We start from the raw sequence: 15,519 nt of genomic DNA, 5'->3' as shown, positions 1-15,519 counted from the left end.
CATCGGCTGATGCACTGGAAGGCAATGGCAAGGAGCGTGCCCGCAATTGCACGGAGGAGAACGGGCCGGGCCGGCCTCCGGCCTGCGCCGAAAATGATCAGTTGCGCCGCCCGCTGTCCGGTTCTGGATCGCCCTGCGTGCGCGCTCCGCCCCCAAAAAAACTGGCGACACGCGCCGCCAGCAAACCGGTCGCGGTGGCGCGTGCGCTGCCGCCCGGAGACACCTGTTCAGCCCTTGCCGGCCAGCTTGAATACCCACACGGAGCCGCCCTGTTCGAGGAAGTTGACTTTCTTGGCCACCTCGCCGCCCCACAGCGGCACGGCGCCGCCCCAGCCCGAGACCACGGCGACGTATTGCGTTCCGCCCTCTTCCCAGGTGACCGGCGGCGCCACCACGCCGGAGCCGGTCTGGAACTTCCACAGTTCCTTGCCGGTCTTCGCGTCCAGCGCCTTCAGGTAGCCCTCCGGCGTGCCGTAGAACACCAGCCCGCCGGCGGTTGCCATCGCGCCGCCCCACAGCGGCGCGGTGTTCTTTGCTTCCCAGACGATCTTGCCGGTCTTCGGGTCGACCGCGCGCAGCGCGCCGATATAGTCGTCGAACAGCGGCCGGATGGTGAATCCCGCGCCCAGGAAGGCGCCGCCCTTCTTGTACGAGATCGGCTCGTTCCAGATTTCCATGCCCCATTCGTTGGCGGGAATGTAGAACAGGCCGGTCTGCTGGCTGTAGGCCATCGGCATCTGGTTCTTCGCGCCGAGGAAGGCCGGCGCCGAGAACACGGTCTTGCCTTTCTTGCCTTCCTCGCCCTTGGTCGGGTCGCCCGGACGGTTGGCGGGGATGAAGTTCGGGCGACCGGTCTTGAGGTCGATGCCGCTGGCCCAGGTGATCTTGCGCACGAACGGGAAGGCGTTCTGCAGCTTGCCGCTGCCGGCATCGATCACGTAGAAGAAGCCGTTGCGGTCGGCCTTGCCGCCGTAGCGCTTGCCGTTCAGGTCGAAGGTCACGAACTCGTTGGCGCCGTCGAAGTCCCACGAATCGTTCGGCGTGTTCTGGTAGGCCCATTTGATCTGGCCGGTCTTCACGTCCAGCGCCACCGTCGACGAGGAATACAGGTTGTCGCCCGGGCGCAGGTGGCTGTTCCATGGCGCCGGGTTGCCGGTACCGAAGTAGGCCAGCCCGGTGCCGGCGTCGTAGGTGCCGCCCATCCACGTGGCCGCGCCGCCGGTTTTCCACAATTCGCCCGGCCAGGTCTTGTTGACGGTGCCGCTGACGCCCGCCGCGATCTCGTTGCCATCCTTGTCGTAGCGGTAGCCCATGTGGCCTTCGACGGTCGGGCGCACCCACAGCAGTTCGCCCGTCAGCGGATTGCGCGCCTCGACCCGGCCGACCACGCCGAACTCGCCGCCCGAGACGCCGGTCAGCAGCATGCCGTTGGCGACCAGCGGCGCGGACGTCATCGAATAGCCGGCCGCGTAGTCGTCGACCTTTTCCTTCCACACCACCTTGCCGGTGTTCTGGTCGAGCGCCACCAGCTGGGCGTCCAGGGTGCCGAAGATCACCAGGTTGCCGTACAGCGCGGCGCCGCGGTTGACCACGTCGCAGCAGGGCATGATCCCGTCCGGCAGGCGGTGCTCGTATTTCCACAGCTTCGCGCCGGTCCTGGCATCCACCGCAAAGATCCGCGAGTACGAGGCGGTCACGAACATCTTCCCGTCATGGATCAGCGGCTGCGATTCCTGTCCGCGCTGCTTTTCGCCGCCGAACGAGAACGACCAGGCCGGCACCAGGCGCGCCACCGTGCCGGTATTGATCTGGGTGAGTTTCGAATAGCGCTGCCCGTTGGTGCCCATGCCGAAGGACAGCACGTCCTTCTCGTTCCTGGCGTCGGCATCGATCATCGCCGTCGTCACGTCGGCGCCATGCGCGGCGCAGACTGCGGCCAGTGCGGCCGCCATGCACAGCAGGTTCGTCTTCATGTTCATCTCCTTGTTGTTATCGTTGATGGTCCGTCGATGCCGCGGCGGGCTGCCCGCCGGCCAGCGGGGACTCCTTGCCGGTGAACCGGCGCGAGCGCCTATGGAAGCGCCGGCCGGTGCCGTTACCTAGAAGAAGCCCAGCGCGTTCGGGCTGTAGCTGACCAGCAGGTTCTTGGTTTGCTGGTAGTGATCGAGCATCATCTTGTGGTTCTCGCGGCCGATGCCGGACTGCTTGTAGCCGCCGAACGCGGCGTGCGCAGGGTACAGGTGGTAGCAGTTGGTCCACACGCGGCCGGCCTGGATGGCGCGGCCGACGCGGAAGGCACGGCTGCCGTCGCGCGTCCACAGCCCGGCGCCCAGGCCGTACAGCGTGTCGTTGGCGATACGCAGCGCATCCTCCTCGTCCTTGAAGGTGGTCACCGACACGACGGGGCCGAAGATCTCTTCCTGGAAGATGCGCATGCTGTTGTCGCCTTTGAACACGGTCGGGCGCACGTAGTAGCCGCCGGCCAGCTCGCCCCCCTGCGTGTTGCGCTCACCGCCGGCCAGCACCTGCGCGCCTTCCTGGCGGCCGATGTCCATGTACGACAGGATTTTCTCCAGCTGCTCCTGCGACGCCTGGGCGCCGATCATGGTCGAGGCGTCGAGCGGATTGCCCTGCCTGATGGCGGCAACCCGTGCCAGCGCACGCTCGATGAAGCGCTCGTAGATCGACTCCTGGACCAGCACGCGCGAGGGGCACGTGCAGACCTCGCCCTGGTTCAGCGCGAACATTGCGAAGCCCTCCAGGCATTTGTCGAAGAAGGCGTCGTCGGCATCCATCACGTCGGCAAAGAAGATGTTGGGCGACTTGCCGCCCAGTTCCAGCGTGACGGGAATCAGGTTCTGCGCGGCGTACTGCATGATCAGCCGGCCGGTGCCGGTCTCGCCGGTGAAAGCGATCTTGGCGATGCGCTTGCTCGAGGCCAGCGGCTTGCCCGCTTCCAGGCCGAAGCCGTTGACGACGTTGATCACGCCCGGCGGCAGCAGGTCGCCGATCAGCTCCATCAGCACCATGATCGAGGCCGGGGTCTGCTCGGCCGGCTTCAGCACCACGCAGTTGCCCGCCGCCAGCGCCGGGGCCAGCTTCCACACCGCCATCAGGATCGGGAAGTTCCACGGAATGATCTGCCCCACGACACCGAGCGGTTCGTGGAAGTGGTAGGCGTAGGTCTCGTGGTCGATCTGCGCGACCGAACCTTCCTGGGCGCGGATGCACCCGGCGAAATAGCGGAAATGGTCGATCGCCAGCGGAATGTCGGCGGCCATGGTCTCGCGGATCGGCTTGCCGTTGTCGATGGTCTCGGCCGTGGCAATCAGCGCCAGGTTCTGCTCCATGCGGTCGGCGATGCGGTGCAGGATCGTGGCGCGCTCGGCGGGCGAGGTCCTGCCCCACGCTTCTTTGGCTGCGTGCGCCGCGTCCAGCGCCAGTTCGACGTCTTCCGCGCTGGAGCGCGCCACTTCGCAGAACGGCTGGCCGGTGATCGGCGTGACGTTGGCGAAGTATTCGCCCCGGACCGGGGCGACCATGCGGCCGCCGATGAAGTTGTCGTAGCGCTGCTTGAACGGATTGGCGACGCCGAGCTTGTTGATGTCCGCGAGATTCATGTCATCCTCTATGTTGGTGTGGTGTGGTGTGATGTTGTGCCTTTTGCCGGCAACGGTGCGTTGACACATGGTGCTTTCCGCAAGGGTCGTGCCAGCCCCCTTTTCCCGGCTGCCCTGCCCGGCACCCCGCAGTGCGGCCGCTTCGGAAGCGCCCCGGCGGCGGAGGCAAGCTGGCAGGCCCTGGTACACCTGCGCCAAAGTAGGACAGGTCAGCGGATCAGCACACCCCAGGGCAGCTGGCCGACCGCGATGTCGCCGATACGCGTGGCGGTGGCGGTGTCGATCACGCTCAGGGTCGCGGATTTTTCGTTGGGCACGTAGGCCAGCGGGGCGGCGCCGGCGCCGACAGACAGCGACACGGCGGCCAGCGTCAGCGTTGCAAGAACGAGGGTGAGGCGGAACCGATGCATGGTCGACCTTTCAGAAGCCGCGCCGAGGTGCGCGGTACACACCTGGATCCGGTCTAGAACCGGTAGCGCAGCCCGGCCGCCAGCGTGCGCGGCGCGCCGGGCGCCACGAAGCGGGTGATTCCGGCATCGGCGGCGCCGGCGTGCGGTTGCAGCAGGCGCCCGGCCGGGAACATGTCGACGGCCAGCGCGCCGAAGCTTTCGTAGCGGCGGTCCATCGCGTTGCCGATGCGGGCGAACAGCTGCCAGCCCCGAGCTGGCGTCCAGTTCGCGTGCAAGTTCAGCAGCGCGTGCCCGGCGATGCCCCAGTCACCATGGGCCACGCCGTCTTCTTCCACCGATCCATCCTCGTTGCCCTGGCTCGCCATGCGCGACAGCGCGCGCAGTTCCGCACCCAGCACCAGCCCCGGCCCCGCGTCCCAATCCACGTCGACGTTCAGCGTGTGGCGCGGCAACCCGGCGATACGGGTGCCGCTGTCGACCCGCACCGAGCGCGCGCCGGTAAACAGCGTTCCGGGTGCGCCATAAGCGGCGTGCAGGTAGCTGTAGCCGGCGCGCAGGTGCAGGCTGCCCTTGCGGAAGGTCCAGGCCAGCTCGGCGCCCTGGTGCACCGTACGCGCGAAGTTGGAGAAGTATCCCGCGCGCATGGCGCCGGCGCGGCCGAACAGGATATCGTCCCGGTTTACGGTACGGAACACGGTCGCGCCGAAGCCGTCGCCGCGCACGCCCGCTTCCACGGTGCGCGAGACGACCTGCGCCAGGTAGGGATCGGACTGCAGGCCCACCGGCAGGCGGCACGGTTCTGTCGGGTCGGCGCAACCCAGTTCGATCACGGTCGGCACGCGGTTGCTCTGGGCGGCATTGGCGAACCACGTCACGCCGCCGCGCGCATGCGCGATGCCGATCGACGGATTCAGCCGCGAATACGTAAACGCTTCGTGCGGCCTGGGCCCATCCTCCGTTACCAGGGTATTGCCGACCCGGGCCCGGTTGAAGCGGGCGGACGCCGTGACGCTCGTGCCGCGCCGCAGTTCGAGCGTGGCGGCGGCATGGGCGCTGGCGGCGTGCGAGGTGCCCGACACCGACGACGCGGGTTCGATATCCGCGTCCGGGTCGGCCTCGACGCCGCGCGATGCGGTAAACAATGCCGCCTGTTCGAATTGCGAGAAACGCACGCGGGCATGGTCCAGCGTGGCGCCGACGTCGAACGCGTGGGCGCCGGCGCGCCGGTGCAGGTTCAGGGCCGCGCCACGGCCGCGCTGCCGCGTGGAGGTGGTGTTCAGGCTGGCCGGATGCAGCGCCGCCCCCTCCTCGCGATCGGTACCGCACTCGCCGGGATCGGCCGGGCCGCCGCCGGCGTCGAAGCCATCGGCGCAACCGCTTGCATAATCGGCATACTCGTCGGCTACGTCGCCGCCCACGGTATCGCGCCGGCTGTCGCGCACATACGCCATGGCGCCGATGTCGATGCCCGCCTGCGGGCGGTGGGCGATACGCAGCGTGCCCTGCACCACGCGGTTGCCGGTGCGGTCGGGGTAGGTGTAGACGGCACGGCGGTCCGCTGCATACAGCCCGTCCGGCAGCAGGCCATTGCCGAGCAGCCGGCTGCGGCCCCCCGTCAGCGTCGCGCTCCAGTCGGTGGCGGCGCCGTCGCGTCCTACCTTGACCAGTCCGTTCGCCAGGTGTCCCGCCGAGTGCCGCCGCCAGCCGTCCTCGTCGAACAGCGTGGCCGCCGCGAATGCGTGCCAGCCATCGCGGTGCGTGCCATGGGCCAGGTCGATGCGGCGCCGGCCGTACGTCCCCACGCTCACCGACGCTTCCGCGCCCGGATCGGTGATGCCGGAGCGGGTCTCGAGCGCGATCGCGCCGCCGAGCGTGTTCAGGCCATACAGCGGGTTCGAGCCGGACACCAGCGACACCCGGCCCAGCGCCGCCTCGGGCACCATGTCCCAGTTGACGACATCGCCGAAGCCTTCGTTGATGCGTACGCCGTCCAGGTAGACCGACAATCCCTGCGAAGTGCCGAGCAGCGGCGAGGCACGGAATCCCCGGTAACTCACGTCGGCCTGGAACGGGCTGCCGCTGATCTCGTTGACGGTAATGCCATCGAGCTTGCGTGCCATGGTCTCCGCCAAGTTGCCGCCCTGGGCATCGCGCAGCGCCTCGCGATCGAGCATCTGGCGCGCGTACGGCAGGCGGTCCGCCTCGATACCGGCGCCGCCGAAGGGCAGCGCGCCGACGATCTCCACCCGCGCCATCGCGGCCCCTTCCGGCACGGGCGCCGCGGCCGCGGCGTGGGCCGCCAGCAGCAGGCCGACCGGGCCTGCCCATTTGCCGGCGTCCGCGTTCATGGCTTGCCCCACTTGACGCCGTGCCTGGCGAACAGTGCCTCCAGCTCGCCGTTCGCGGACATGTCGTTGATGGCCGCCTGCAGGCGCCGCGCCAGTTCCTCGCTGTCATTGCGCACCGCCATGCCGACCGCCCAGCCCGTGCGGGGCATGCGCTGGAAGCCCACCTCTTCCAGCGGGAACGCCGCGTCGCCGCGCAGGGCCGACTCGATTTCGGACCGCTTGGCCACCACCGCATCGAGTTCCCCCGCCTTCAGGGCCGCCAGCGCTTCCCCTGCGCCGGGATAGATCCGCACCTCGTCGCGCAAGCGCCCCTCCCCTTCGCCCAGCACCAGCATGCCGGAGAGCGATACCTTCTCGACGCCGATCCGCTTGCCGTCCAGCGACTGCATGCCATCGAAGCGTGGGATGCCGCGGGCGCTGCGCGCCAGGCGCAGCGTCTCGACGTAATACGGCGCGAAGATCCGCACCTGCGGGTTGCCGGCCATGAGGCGGCTGTCGACCGGCACGTGCATCATCACGTCGGCCGGACCATAGCCGAGGTAATGGCCCTTCCAGACCATGTTGCGCAGGTCATCGGCGACTTCCTCGTCGGCCGGGAACGGCAGCAGGCTGAGCTTCACGCCGAGTTTCGCTGCCAGTGCCTGCGCCAGGTCGATGTCGATGCCGGCGCCCTTGTCGGAAAAAGGCGCGAACTCGTTGTACACGGCGACCTTCAGCGTGCCGCTCCCGTATACCTGTTGCCAGTCCGCGCGGGCCGGCGCGGCGAAGAGGGTTGCCATGCCGGCGCAAGCCAGCAGCGCGCTGGCACGCGCGAAACAGCGTCGGTTCATGCCGGGCCTCTCAGGATGGTTCGGTGGCTGCAGCTGGCTCAGTTGGCTTCCCGGCGCGATTCCAGGTAGGTCTTGATGGCCCACATCGCTTCCTGGTTGAAGACGCCTTCGAACGGCGGCATGTAGACGGCACCGTTGCGCACCTTGCCTTTCCGGACGGCGGTCAGGTAGTAGTTGTCCATTTCCTTGAAACAGGCGGTCTTCTTCTTGGCGTTCTTCGTGCCGGTGCAGTCGCGGTCGAGCAGGCGCAGGTCGGGGGCGATGCCGCCCGAGACGGCATCGATACCGTGGCAGCGCGCGCAGTTCTGGTTATAGGCCGAGGCGCCGATCTTCAGCGCGATGGCATTGGTACGGAAGGGGTTTTCTTCGTGCCACTTGTCGCCGAGTGCGGGAAGCCCCTTCGTGTCGACGGCCTGCGGCGTGACGGGGCCGTGGGCGGCGACCTGCAGCGAGGCCATGGCGGCGATGCAGAATGCTGCTGCGCCGATGAGGGTGCGGATCGGGTATTTCATGCTTGTCTCCTGCTGGTTTAAGAATCTTTGCTTCCAGCAGGAGCAAGCCGCGTGCCATCACATCGCCAGAGGAACGGCATGCCAGGCGCGAGGCCTGGGTGCGACAGTTTGGAACAGGTGTCACATGGCCCTGCTCCGAGGGAAACGCGGATGCACGAGGAGGCTTCGGAAACAATCAATGGTTTGCCGCCACCCGCGGGCTGCCGAACCCGCGCTCCTCGAAGGCCGTGCGGAACTCGTTCCACGGCATGGCCTTGGCGAACCGCCAGCCCTGCGCGAACTGCACGCCGCGTGCGAGCAGGTACTCCGCCTGCGCTTCCGTCTCCACGCCCTCGGCAATGATGCGCAGTTGCATGGTCTGGGCCATGGCGATGATGTGATGCACCACCTGGTCGGTCGGCGATCGCGTTCCGATGGCCTCGGTGAAGGCGCGGTCGATCTTCAGGAAATCGACGTCGAACGACTCGAGATAGGACAGGCTCGAATAGCCGGTCCCGAAATCGTCCACGGCCACTTCGATGCCGCCGGCCCGCAGGTCGGCGATGACCGGTTTCGCGGTGCTCACATTCAGCAGCGCACGCTCGGTCATTTCCACGATGAGGTTCGACGGTGCCGCGCCGGCATCGGCCAGCAGTTTGTCGAGCAGGATCTTGGTCCTGGGGGAATTCAGGTCGGCGGCGGACAGGTTCAGTGCGATGTGAAACGCCGGGTGATGGGCCAGGAACCCGCCGACATCGCGATGCACGAGTTCCACCACGCGTTCGGTCAACTTCGTGATCGTCCCGGTGCGTTCCGCGACGGGAATGAAGAGATCGGGCCCGATCATCTCGCCGTTCGACCTGCGCCAGCGCAGCAACGCTTCCACGCCCACCCAGCGCCCGGTCGCCAGCTCGACGATGGGCTGGTAGGCGAGGAAGAACTCGTTGCGCCGGAGCCCTTGCCGCACCGCGCTGGCGAGCGACAGCTGCTGCCGGGCGACCAGGAAGATCGCCAGGGCCAGGGCCAGGCCGGCGATCGCTCCCGCAGGCACGAATCGCCAAGCGAGGCCACCCGTTCTCCGGTCCAGGTAGGAAACCGGCACCGCGGCGATTCCCGCGGTGGGAAACTGCCGCGAGCGCACCAGTGCGACGAGGTAACCGCCCGTGACCACCGTCACCTGGTTCCGGTCCCCCAGCCGCGGCAGCCAGCCGGGGTCGACGTGCCCCCGATGGGTGACGGGCTTGCCGTTGCGCGAAAATTCCAGGTGCATCATCGCCAGCGAAACGTCCGGCACCGCCGTCCAGGTATCGAGCGGCAGGTCGCGGTGGATCAGCGCCGCGAAGTTACCCTTCTGGAAACCCAGCAGCGGACTCTTGACGTCATTGCCCAGCGGGACGCGGGCGTGCAGCGTTACCCCGGTCGACGAACGAAAGGCCAGCGACCCGAGCGGGACCGGGTCGTCGCCCATCGACGAGCAGACCAGGACGCCATCCTCGACATGGCCGACGGCCTGGATATAAATCGAGGTCAGGTCGATGAGCCGCATCAGCGCCTGCGACGCATCGGAACAGGGAGGATGCCCCGACCGCTCCAGCAGCCCGATGCCGGCCAGCGCCTGCTTCTCGGTATCGTCCGCGCGGCGCACGATGTCGTTGGCGTAGCCGAGCGCCAGGTCGGCCTCCGCGCGGTAGGCCTGCTGCCCGGCTTCGCGCAGCGCCAGCCAGGGGGGTATCGTGACCGCGACCAGCATCGCCAATGACGTTGCAACAAACACCGCGCGCTGCTTCATGGTGGACTCACGATCGATGAGCTGGTTTTCAGCTCGCTGGCCGCAAGTATACGCTCCGGCCCGCGGCACCGGCGCGCCGGCGGCGGATGCACGCCTTCAGAATTCCAGCGTTGCCGACACCGCCACCGTGCGGGGCGTGCCCTGCACGAGATAGCCGGCACCGGAAGCGCCGCCGGCTGACGCCCAGTAGTCGCGGTCGAACAGGTTGTCGATGCGCGCCCGCAGCGTCAGCGTCCGCTCGCCCAGGCTTGCCAGGTAGCGTATGCCCACGTCGGTGCGGGCCCACGACGGCACCTGCTGCAGGTTGGCGCCATCCAGGTACTGCTTCGACGTGTAGGCCACGCGGCCATTGAGGGCAAGGCCCCGCATGCCGGGCACGTCCCAGTCGGCGTTCAGGTTCAACTGCCGGTCCGGTACGCCGACCGCATCGTGGCCGTCGCGCAGGCCGCCGTTCGTGCGGCGCTGCTCCGCATCGATGAACGTCACCCCGCCCAGCAGGCGCAGGCCGCGCACGGGCTGGCCGAAGACGGTCATCTCCACGCCGCGGTTGCGCTGCTCGCCATTGAGTCCATACACATTGTCGACGACGTAGGCCTGCGGCTGCGCCGTGACGAAGGCGGCGGCCGAGAAACCGATGGTCCCGGCGTCGTACTTGGCGCCGATTTCCTTTTGCCGCGACACCGTCGGCGCGAAGGTCTCGCCCAGGTTGATCACGCCGGTACCGGAAGCGGTCATGCCCTTCTGCAGGCCTTCGATGTAGTTCGCGTAGACGGAGACCTGCTTCGACGGCTTGAACACCACGGCGGCCACCGGCGTGTTGCGGCTCTCGTCATAGGCCGACGTTTCCGCACCCGTGTTGTAGTTGTAGCTGTAATCGCGGATGCGCTGATGGCGCAGCCCCACGGTGACGAGCAGCCTCTCGTCCAGCAGCGACAGGGTGTCGGCAATCGCGTAGCTCGACAGGATGGTCTTGCCGGTGGTTCCGGGCGCGTCCAGCCGGCCGCCGACGATGTAGGTCGCCGCCGGCGCGACGGCGTCCACCGGCGCATACAGGTTCGTGCGGAACATGCCGGCAGCGGTGGAGTTGCTCATCGCATACGCGTTGCGCGAATCGTTCCAGAAGCCGGTTGCCGTCGCGCTGATGGCGTGGCCGACCGTGCCGATACGCAGTCTGGTACGGGCGCCCACTTCGCCGGTCCGCACGGTGTCCTTGCGTTCATTGTCGAAGCGGTACATGGCCGCGGTGCCGTCGGCGGCGGCGACACGGGGCGCGGCCAGGATATTCGACTCCTGCCCCGAGCGCGCACCGAACGCCGCCCAGGCAACCGTGTCCTTCGCGAGGTCCAGTTCGCCGCGCAGCGTGCCGAACGTGTCGCGTTCGTTCGAATGGGTCCACGGCTGCGCATAGTTGCTGCCGCCATCCGGCACGGCCGGGACGGGCACGCCAGCGTTGACATTGACGCTGGGGCGGGCAGCCGTCAACCGGTGATCCTGGTAGCCGACGTCGGCGGACAGGCGGTAGTTCCCGCCGTTCCAGTCCAGTCCCACCGAGGCCAGCGACAGCTCGCGCTGCTCCCGGTCCACCGCCGTATCGCCATCGCGGCGCACGACATTGATGCGGATGCCGGCGCGGTCGCCGGGTCCGAACCGCCGCCCGATGTCGGCCGCGGCATAGCCCTGGCCGCCGGATTCGACGCCGGCCGTCACCGATGTCAGCGCCGCATTGCCGGCACGCTTCGGCAGCAGGTTGATCGAGCCGCCGATGCCGCCGCCGCCGGGTGCGGCCCCGTTCAGGAAGGCGCTGGCGCCGCGGAAGACTTCCACCCGCTCCAGCAGTTCGGTTGCCACGTACTGGCGCGGCAGAATGCCGTACAGGCCGTTGTAGGCCAGGTCGTCCGAGTTGGCCGCGAAGCCGCGGATCACGTACATCTCCTGGTAGTTGCCGAAGCCGCGCGTGACACGCACGCCGGGGTCGTTCTGCAGCACGTCGGCGACGCTGTGGGTCTGCTGGTCCTGCAGCAGCTGCTGGGTGTAGCTGGTGGCGTTGAACGGCGTATCCATCATGTCCACGTTGCCCAGCAGGCCGACGCGCCCGCCCCGCGCCACCTGCCCGCCCGAATAGGCTTTCGTCAGGCCTTCGGCCGAGGCGTCGGCCGAGGCGCTGATGACGACGGTCTGCAGCGTTTGCGGTGCCGGGGAGTCGCTTTCTTGTCCATGCACGGCACCGGCGGCAAGCAGTGCCGCGGCGCAGGCGATGGGGGTAATGGAAGTCAGGGGGAAGGCGGGCTTGGTCATATGCAGGCAGTGAAAAGGCGATTCGCCATTATAGGCCGCCGCCAAAGAATACGAATCATTCTCATCTGGATATGCGAGCCGGTCATGGCGCACCGGGCCCGGATCCATCGCCCTGGCGGATACCTGCAATCGAAAGGTCCGACTTGTGGCGGTGACGTGCCACCGCTACATTCGCAAAGCCGTTACCAATACAAAAATACCAAGGGCCCCGTACCGCGGCGACCCATCGCCGCCGGCCATGTACGCGGACGGCCAGAAAAAATAAAGGAGACAAGCATGAACACGACAAGCGAAAGCCGGGCTGGCCGCGCCAGCCTGATGGTGGCGCATTGTGCCGGGATGGTCGACCTGGTCGCCCTGCCGGTGTGGGTCGGTGTGCTGATCGGCGGCTATGGCCTGGACCCGCAACAGGCGGGCGGGCTGGCCACGCTGTTCCTGGTCGGCGCCGTGTGCGCAAGCCTGTTCGTCGCCCCCCGCTCCGCCCGCCTGCCTGCACGAGCCACCGCGGCCGGCGGCTTTGCCGTGGCGGCGCTGGCCTTCGGCGCTGTCGGGTTCGTCGACGGGTATGCGGCGATGGCGGTGCTGCACGTGGCCGCCGGCCTGGCTGCAGCAACGGCATTGAGCGTGACGCATGCCACCATCGGCGGCAGCGGCAACCCGCATCGGCTGTTCGCCATCGTCGGCTTTGCACTGGGCGTGTTCGGCATCCTGTTCATGGGCGGCGTGCCGAAGATCGTCGCCGCGCTGGGCGCGCCGGCGCTGTTCTGGAGCTTCGCCGGCATCATGGCCTTTGCCGCCTGCGTGGCCGCCCTGGGTTTTCCCACGTCGCGCGCATCCAGCACGGGAACGCCGCGCATTGCCGGCAAACTGCCGCGCGCGGTATGGCTGGCGGCGCTCGGCGTCAGCTGCATGGCCCTGGTCCAGGCAATGATCTTCGCCTTCGTCGAGCGCATCGGCGCCGAACGGGGCTTCGACACCGCTGCGGTAGCGGGCGTGCTGATCGCACTGGGTTTCGCCAACCTTCTTCCGGCGCCGCTTGCCGCTTTCCTGCAGAAGCGCGTCAATCCGCGCGCGGTGCTGGTGTGCGGTCCCGTCGTCCAGGCGGTTCTGGCGTTGCTGATGACGCAGAGCCAAGCCTTCCTGCCGTATGCGGTCGGCGCGATGTTCTTCGCCGCCGTGATGATCTTCACCCACACCTTCGCGTTCGGACTCCTGGCCGCGCTCGACCCGAGCGGCCGCGCGGTGGGCGCGACACCGGCCATGCTGATGATCGGCGCGGCGATCGGCCCCATCCTCGGCGGGACGGTGGTGAAGCTGTCGGGCTATGCGAGTCTCGGGCTGGCCGCGGCCGGCATCGCCGCCTGCGCGGTGGCCTGCTTCCTGCCAAGCCGGGCAGACCGGGCGGTCCTTTCCCATTCCTGAGCCGGGATCCGGGCGGCACGGATTTGCGTGCCGTCCGCCGGCTCGTCCCGCACGATCCCTCCGTGCAGTGCCAAGGCACTGCGCCTGGAAAAGTGTGCCTCCCGATAACAACAATGGAGACTGTATGACGCATCAAGGAACGCGTGAGAAGGGAAAGCCTGCGCTGGCGCTTGTCGTCGCCATCGCCGTCCTGATGACCGCCTGCGGCGGAAGTAGTGGACGGATCGGCGACAGCAAGCCCGTCGCCGACCAACCCGCGGAGCCACCGCCGGATTTCGGACCGAACGTCACCATCTTCACGCCGGCAATGGCCGTTGCCGACATCAATGCGAAGCTGCAAGGCGTGGCGGCCCAGTCGACCGGCTTCGACGGAAAACGCCACGCCATCTATTTCATGCCGGGCACCTATGGCAGTGCAGCCGGCCAGTCCGATCCTGCCACTGCGACAGGACACGTCGACTCACCCGTAGGCGTCAACATGACGGTGCAGGGACTGGGCGCCGCGCCGACCGATGTGACGATCAACGGCAACCTGCGCGCCGGTGTCGCAGGCCAGCCTGCGCTCTCCACCTTCTGGCGGTCCCTGGCAAACATGACGATCAATCCGATCCAGGCCGACGAACCCGCGCACACCATGCGCTGGAATACGTCACAGGCATCCCCGCTGCGGCGCCTCAACGTCGCCGGCAATCTCGACCTGGCTGGCGGCATCGCATTCGGCAATTTCATCGCGAACAGCCGCGTCGCCGGAGAAGTGCGTTCCGCTTTCTCGTGGGAAGAAGACCGCAAGCCGGCCGTTACCGGCGGGGTCGAAGGCGGACAGGCGCAGTACTACACCCGCGACAGCGAAATCGGCAGCTGGCAGGGACGCTCCGCCAATATCGTGATGTCCGGCGTCGTCGGCGCGCCAGCTACGCAGTTTGCTCCAGGCGACAAGACTTCGCTGGCGTCGACTCCCCTGTCGCGGGAAGCACCCCATCTCTATCATGATGGCAAGAACTACAGGGTGTTCGTCCCGTCCCCGCGCACCGATGCGCGTGGCGTCAGCTGGGGCATGACGGCACGCGACGGTACGTCGCTGCCGATGTCCACGTTTCATATCGCCAAGCCCGGCGACTCTGCCGCGACGCTCAACGGGGCGCTTGCACAGGGCAGGAACCTGCTGCTGACACCCGGGGTCTACACGATTGACAGGCCGATCCGGGTTACCCGCGCCAACGCTGTCGTGATGGGCATGGGCCTGGCCACGCTGACACCGACCGACGGCACCGCCGCGGTCCTGGTCGACGACGTTCCAGGCGTAATCCTGTCGTCCTTCATGGTGGACGCCAATACGAAACGTTCGGACGTACTGGTGCAGGTCGGGCCGAGGGGAGCCAGCAAGGGAAAATCTTCCGATCCGACGACCCTGCACGATATTTTCATCCGCATCGGCGGTTCCTATGCCGGCATGGCGACAACCAGCCTCGAGATCAACCAGAACGACGTGCTGGTCGATCACGCCTGGCTGTGGCGCGCCGACCATGGCAATCCGGATACCGTCGGCTGGGACATCAACCTGGCCGACCACGGCATGATCGTCAACGGTGCCAATGTCACCGCATTGGCCCTGTTTGCCGAGCACTACCAGAAGACGCAGGTCCTGTGGAACGCCAACGGCGGCCGCACGATCTTCATGGAATGCGAGCCGCCCTACGACCCGCCCTCGCAGGCCCGCTGGATGAACAGCATGGGGAATACCGCGGAGAACGGTTATCCGTGCTACGAAGTGGCAGGCGACGTGACGTCGCACGAAGCCACCGGTTTGATCAGCTGGACATTCTTCCGTGCCCCGCCACCCACGGTCATCTATGCACGCAGCGCAATCAAGGCGCCGGTCGCGCCGGGCGTGCGCTTCACGAACACGAGTGCCGGCAAGGTCTTCGGGTCCGGTGGCTTCGAACATGTATTCAACGACATCGGCGGTCCTGTCGACGCTTCCGGACCAGCTTCCTTCGTGGTCGGCCTGGCCGCCCTGCGGCAGGTGCCGGTGTTCCCGACCGCTCCCTGAAAGACCGCAACGAGTAGCGAGATCGGCGTGGGAGCGAGGGCGATCCGGCTCCCGGTACGGCAACCATCAGCCCGCTCCATGTGATTTAACCCGAGGAACCAGTCCGCAGTACCTGATCGTTTTTTCGGACTGTGACGCAAAGTTAACAGTGTACCTAGCATGCTGCTTGTGACGTATGCGACAATATTTTTAATGGCTTCCACATGCAGATGACTCAGTAAAAACAAACAATAAAGAGACAATAAATTGCCTGTCGCGGTCAGG

At 67.3% G+C, this 15,519-nt stretch carries 10 protein-coding genes; 2 read left to right on the top strand and 8 right to left on the bottom strand.

The features are described 5' to 3' along the window. Positions 1-227: 227 nt before the first annotated feature. From FHS02_RS28660 to FHS02_RS28625, 8 genes are all read right to left on the bottom strand, one after another. Complete coding sequence (locus FHS02_RS28660; protein ID WP_137312087.1) at positions 228-1,973, bottom strand: PQQ-dependent methanol/ethanol family dehydrogenase; 1,746 nt, start codon at positions 1,971-1,973, stop codon at positions 228-230. A gap of 126 nt (positions 1,974-2,099) precedes the next feature. Continuing rightward, complete coding sequence (adh, locus tag FHS02_RS28655) at positions 2,100-3,620, bottom strand: aldehyde dehydrogenase (protein ID WP_137312086.1); 1,521 nt, start codon at positions 3,618-3,620, stop codon at positions 2,100-2,102. A 209-nt stretch (positions 3,621-3,829) separates the two neighbouring features. Beyond that, entirely contained in the window at positions 3,830-4,030 is a 201-nt protein-coding gene (locus tag FHS02_RS28650) for a hypothetical protein (protein ID WP_137312085.1), read from the bottom strand. A gap of 53 nt (positions 4,031-4,083) precedes the next feature. Next, a complete protein-coding gene (locus FHS02_RS28645) occupies positions 4,084-6,378 on the bottom strand; it encodes a TonB-dependent receptor (RefSeq protein WP_137312084.1) in 2,295 nt (764 codons plus the stop codon). Beyond that, positions 6,375-7,208, bottom strand: a complete 834-nt coding sequence (locus FHS02_RS28640; RefSeq protein ID WP_137312083.1) for a substrate-binding periplasmic protein — start codon at positions 7,206-7,208, stop codon at positions 6,375-6,377. Before FHS02_RS28640 ends, FHS02_RS28645 begins: the two co-directional genes overlap by 4 nt. Before the next feature lie 38 nt (positions 7,209-7,246). Further along, a complete protein-coding gene (gene pedF, locus FHS02_RS28635; RefSeq protein WP_137312082.1) occupies positions 7,247-7,720 on the bottom strand; it encodes a cytochrome c-550 PedF in 474 nt (157 codons plus the stop codon). A 175-nt stretch (positions 7,721-7,895) separates the two neighbouring features. Continuing rightward, positions 7,896-9,488 carry an EAL domain-containing protein gene (locus FHS02_RS28630; RefSeq protein WP_137312081.1) on the bottom strand — a complete coding sequence of 531 codons (1,593 nt, stop codon included), beginning with the start codon at positions 9,486-9,488 and terminating at the stop codon, positions 7,896-7,898. Positions 9,489-9,584: 96 nt separating this feature from the next. Next, positions 9,585-11,783 carry a TonB-dependent receptor gene (locus tag FHS02_RS28625; protein ID WP_137312080.1) on the bottom strand — a complete coding sequence of 733 codons (2,199 nt, stop codon included), beginning with the start codon at positions 11,781-11,783 and terminating at the stop codon, positions 9,585-9,587. Between the two features lie 276 nt (positions 11,784-12,059). On the opposite strand from FHS02_RS28625, the gene FHS02_RS28620 reads away from it, so the two are divergent. Together FHS02_RS28620 and FHS02_RS28615 are read left to right on the top strand one after the other, a co-directional pair. Next, the gene (locus tag FHS02_RS28620; protein ID WP_137312079.1) at positions 12,060-13,205 is read left to right on the top strand and encodes an MFS transporter; all 1,146 of its coding nucleotides are present in this window, start codon (positions 12,060-12,062) and stop codon (positions 13,203-13,205) included. Positions 13,206-13,329: 124 nt separating this feature from the next. Further along, positions 13,330-15,255, top strand: a complete 1,926-nt coding sequence (locus FHS02_RS28615) for a pectate lyase-like domain-containing protein (RefSeq protein ID WP_137312078.1) — start codon at positions 13,330-13,332, stop codon at positions 15,253-15,255. Positions 15,256-15,519: the final 264 nt, after the last annotated feature.

The organism is Pseudoduganella umbonata (genome assembly GCF_014192225.1).
In the GTDB taxonomy this organism is placed as follows: Bacteria; Pseudomonadota; Gammaproteobacteria; order Burkholderiales; family Burkholderiaceae_D; genus Rugamonas; species Rugamonas umbonata.
Note: the sequence above shows the minus strand (reverse complement) of the source record. Positions and strands in the feature narration are given on the sequence as shown.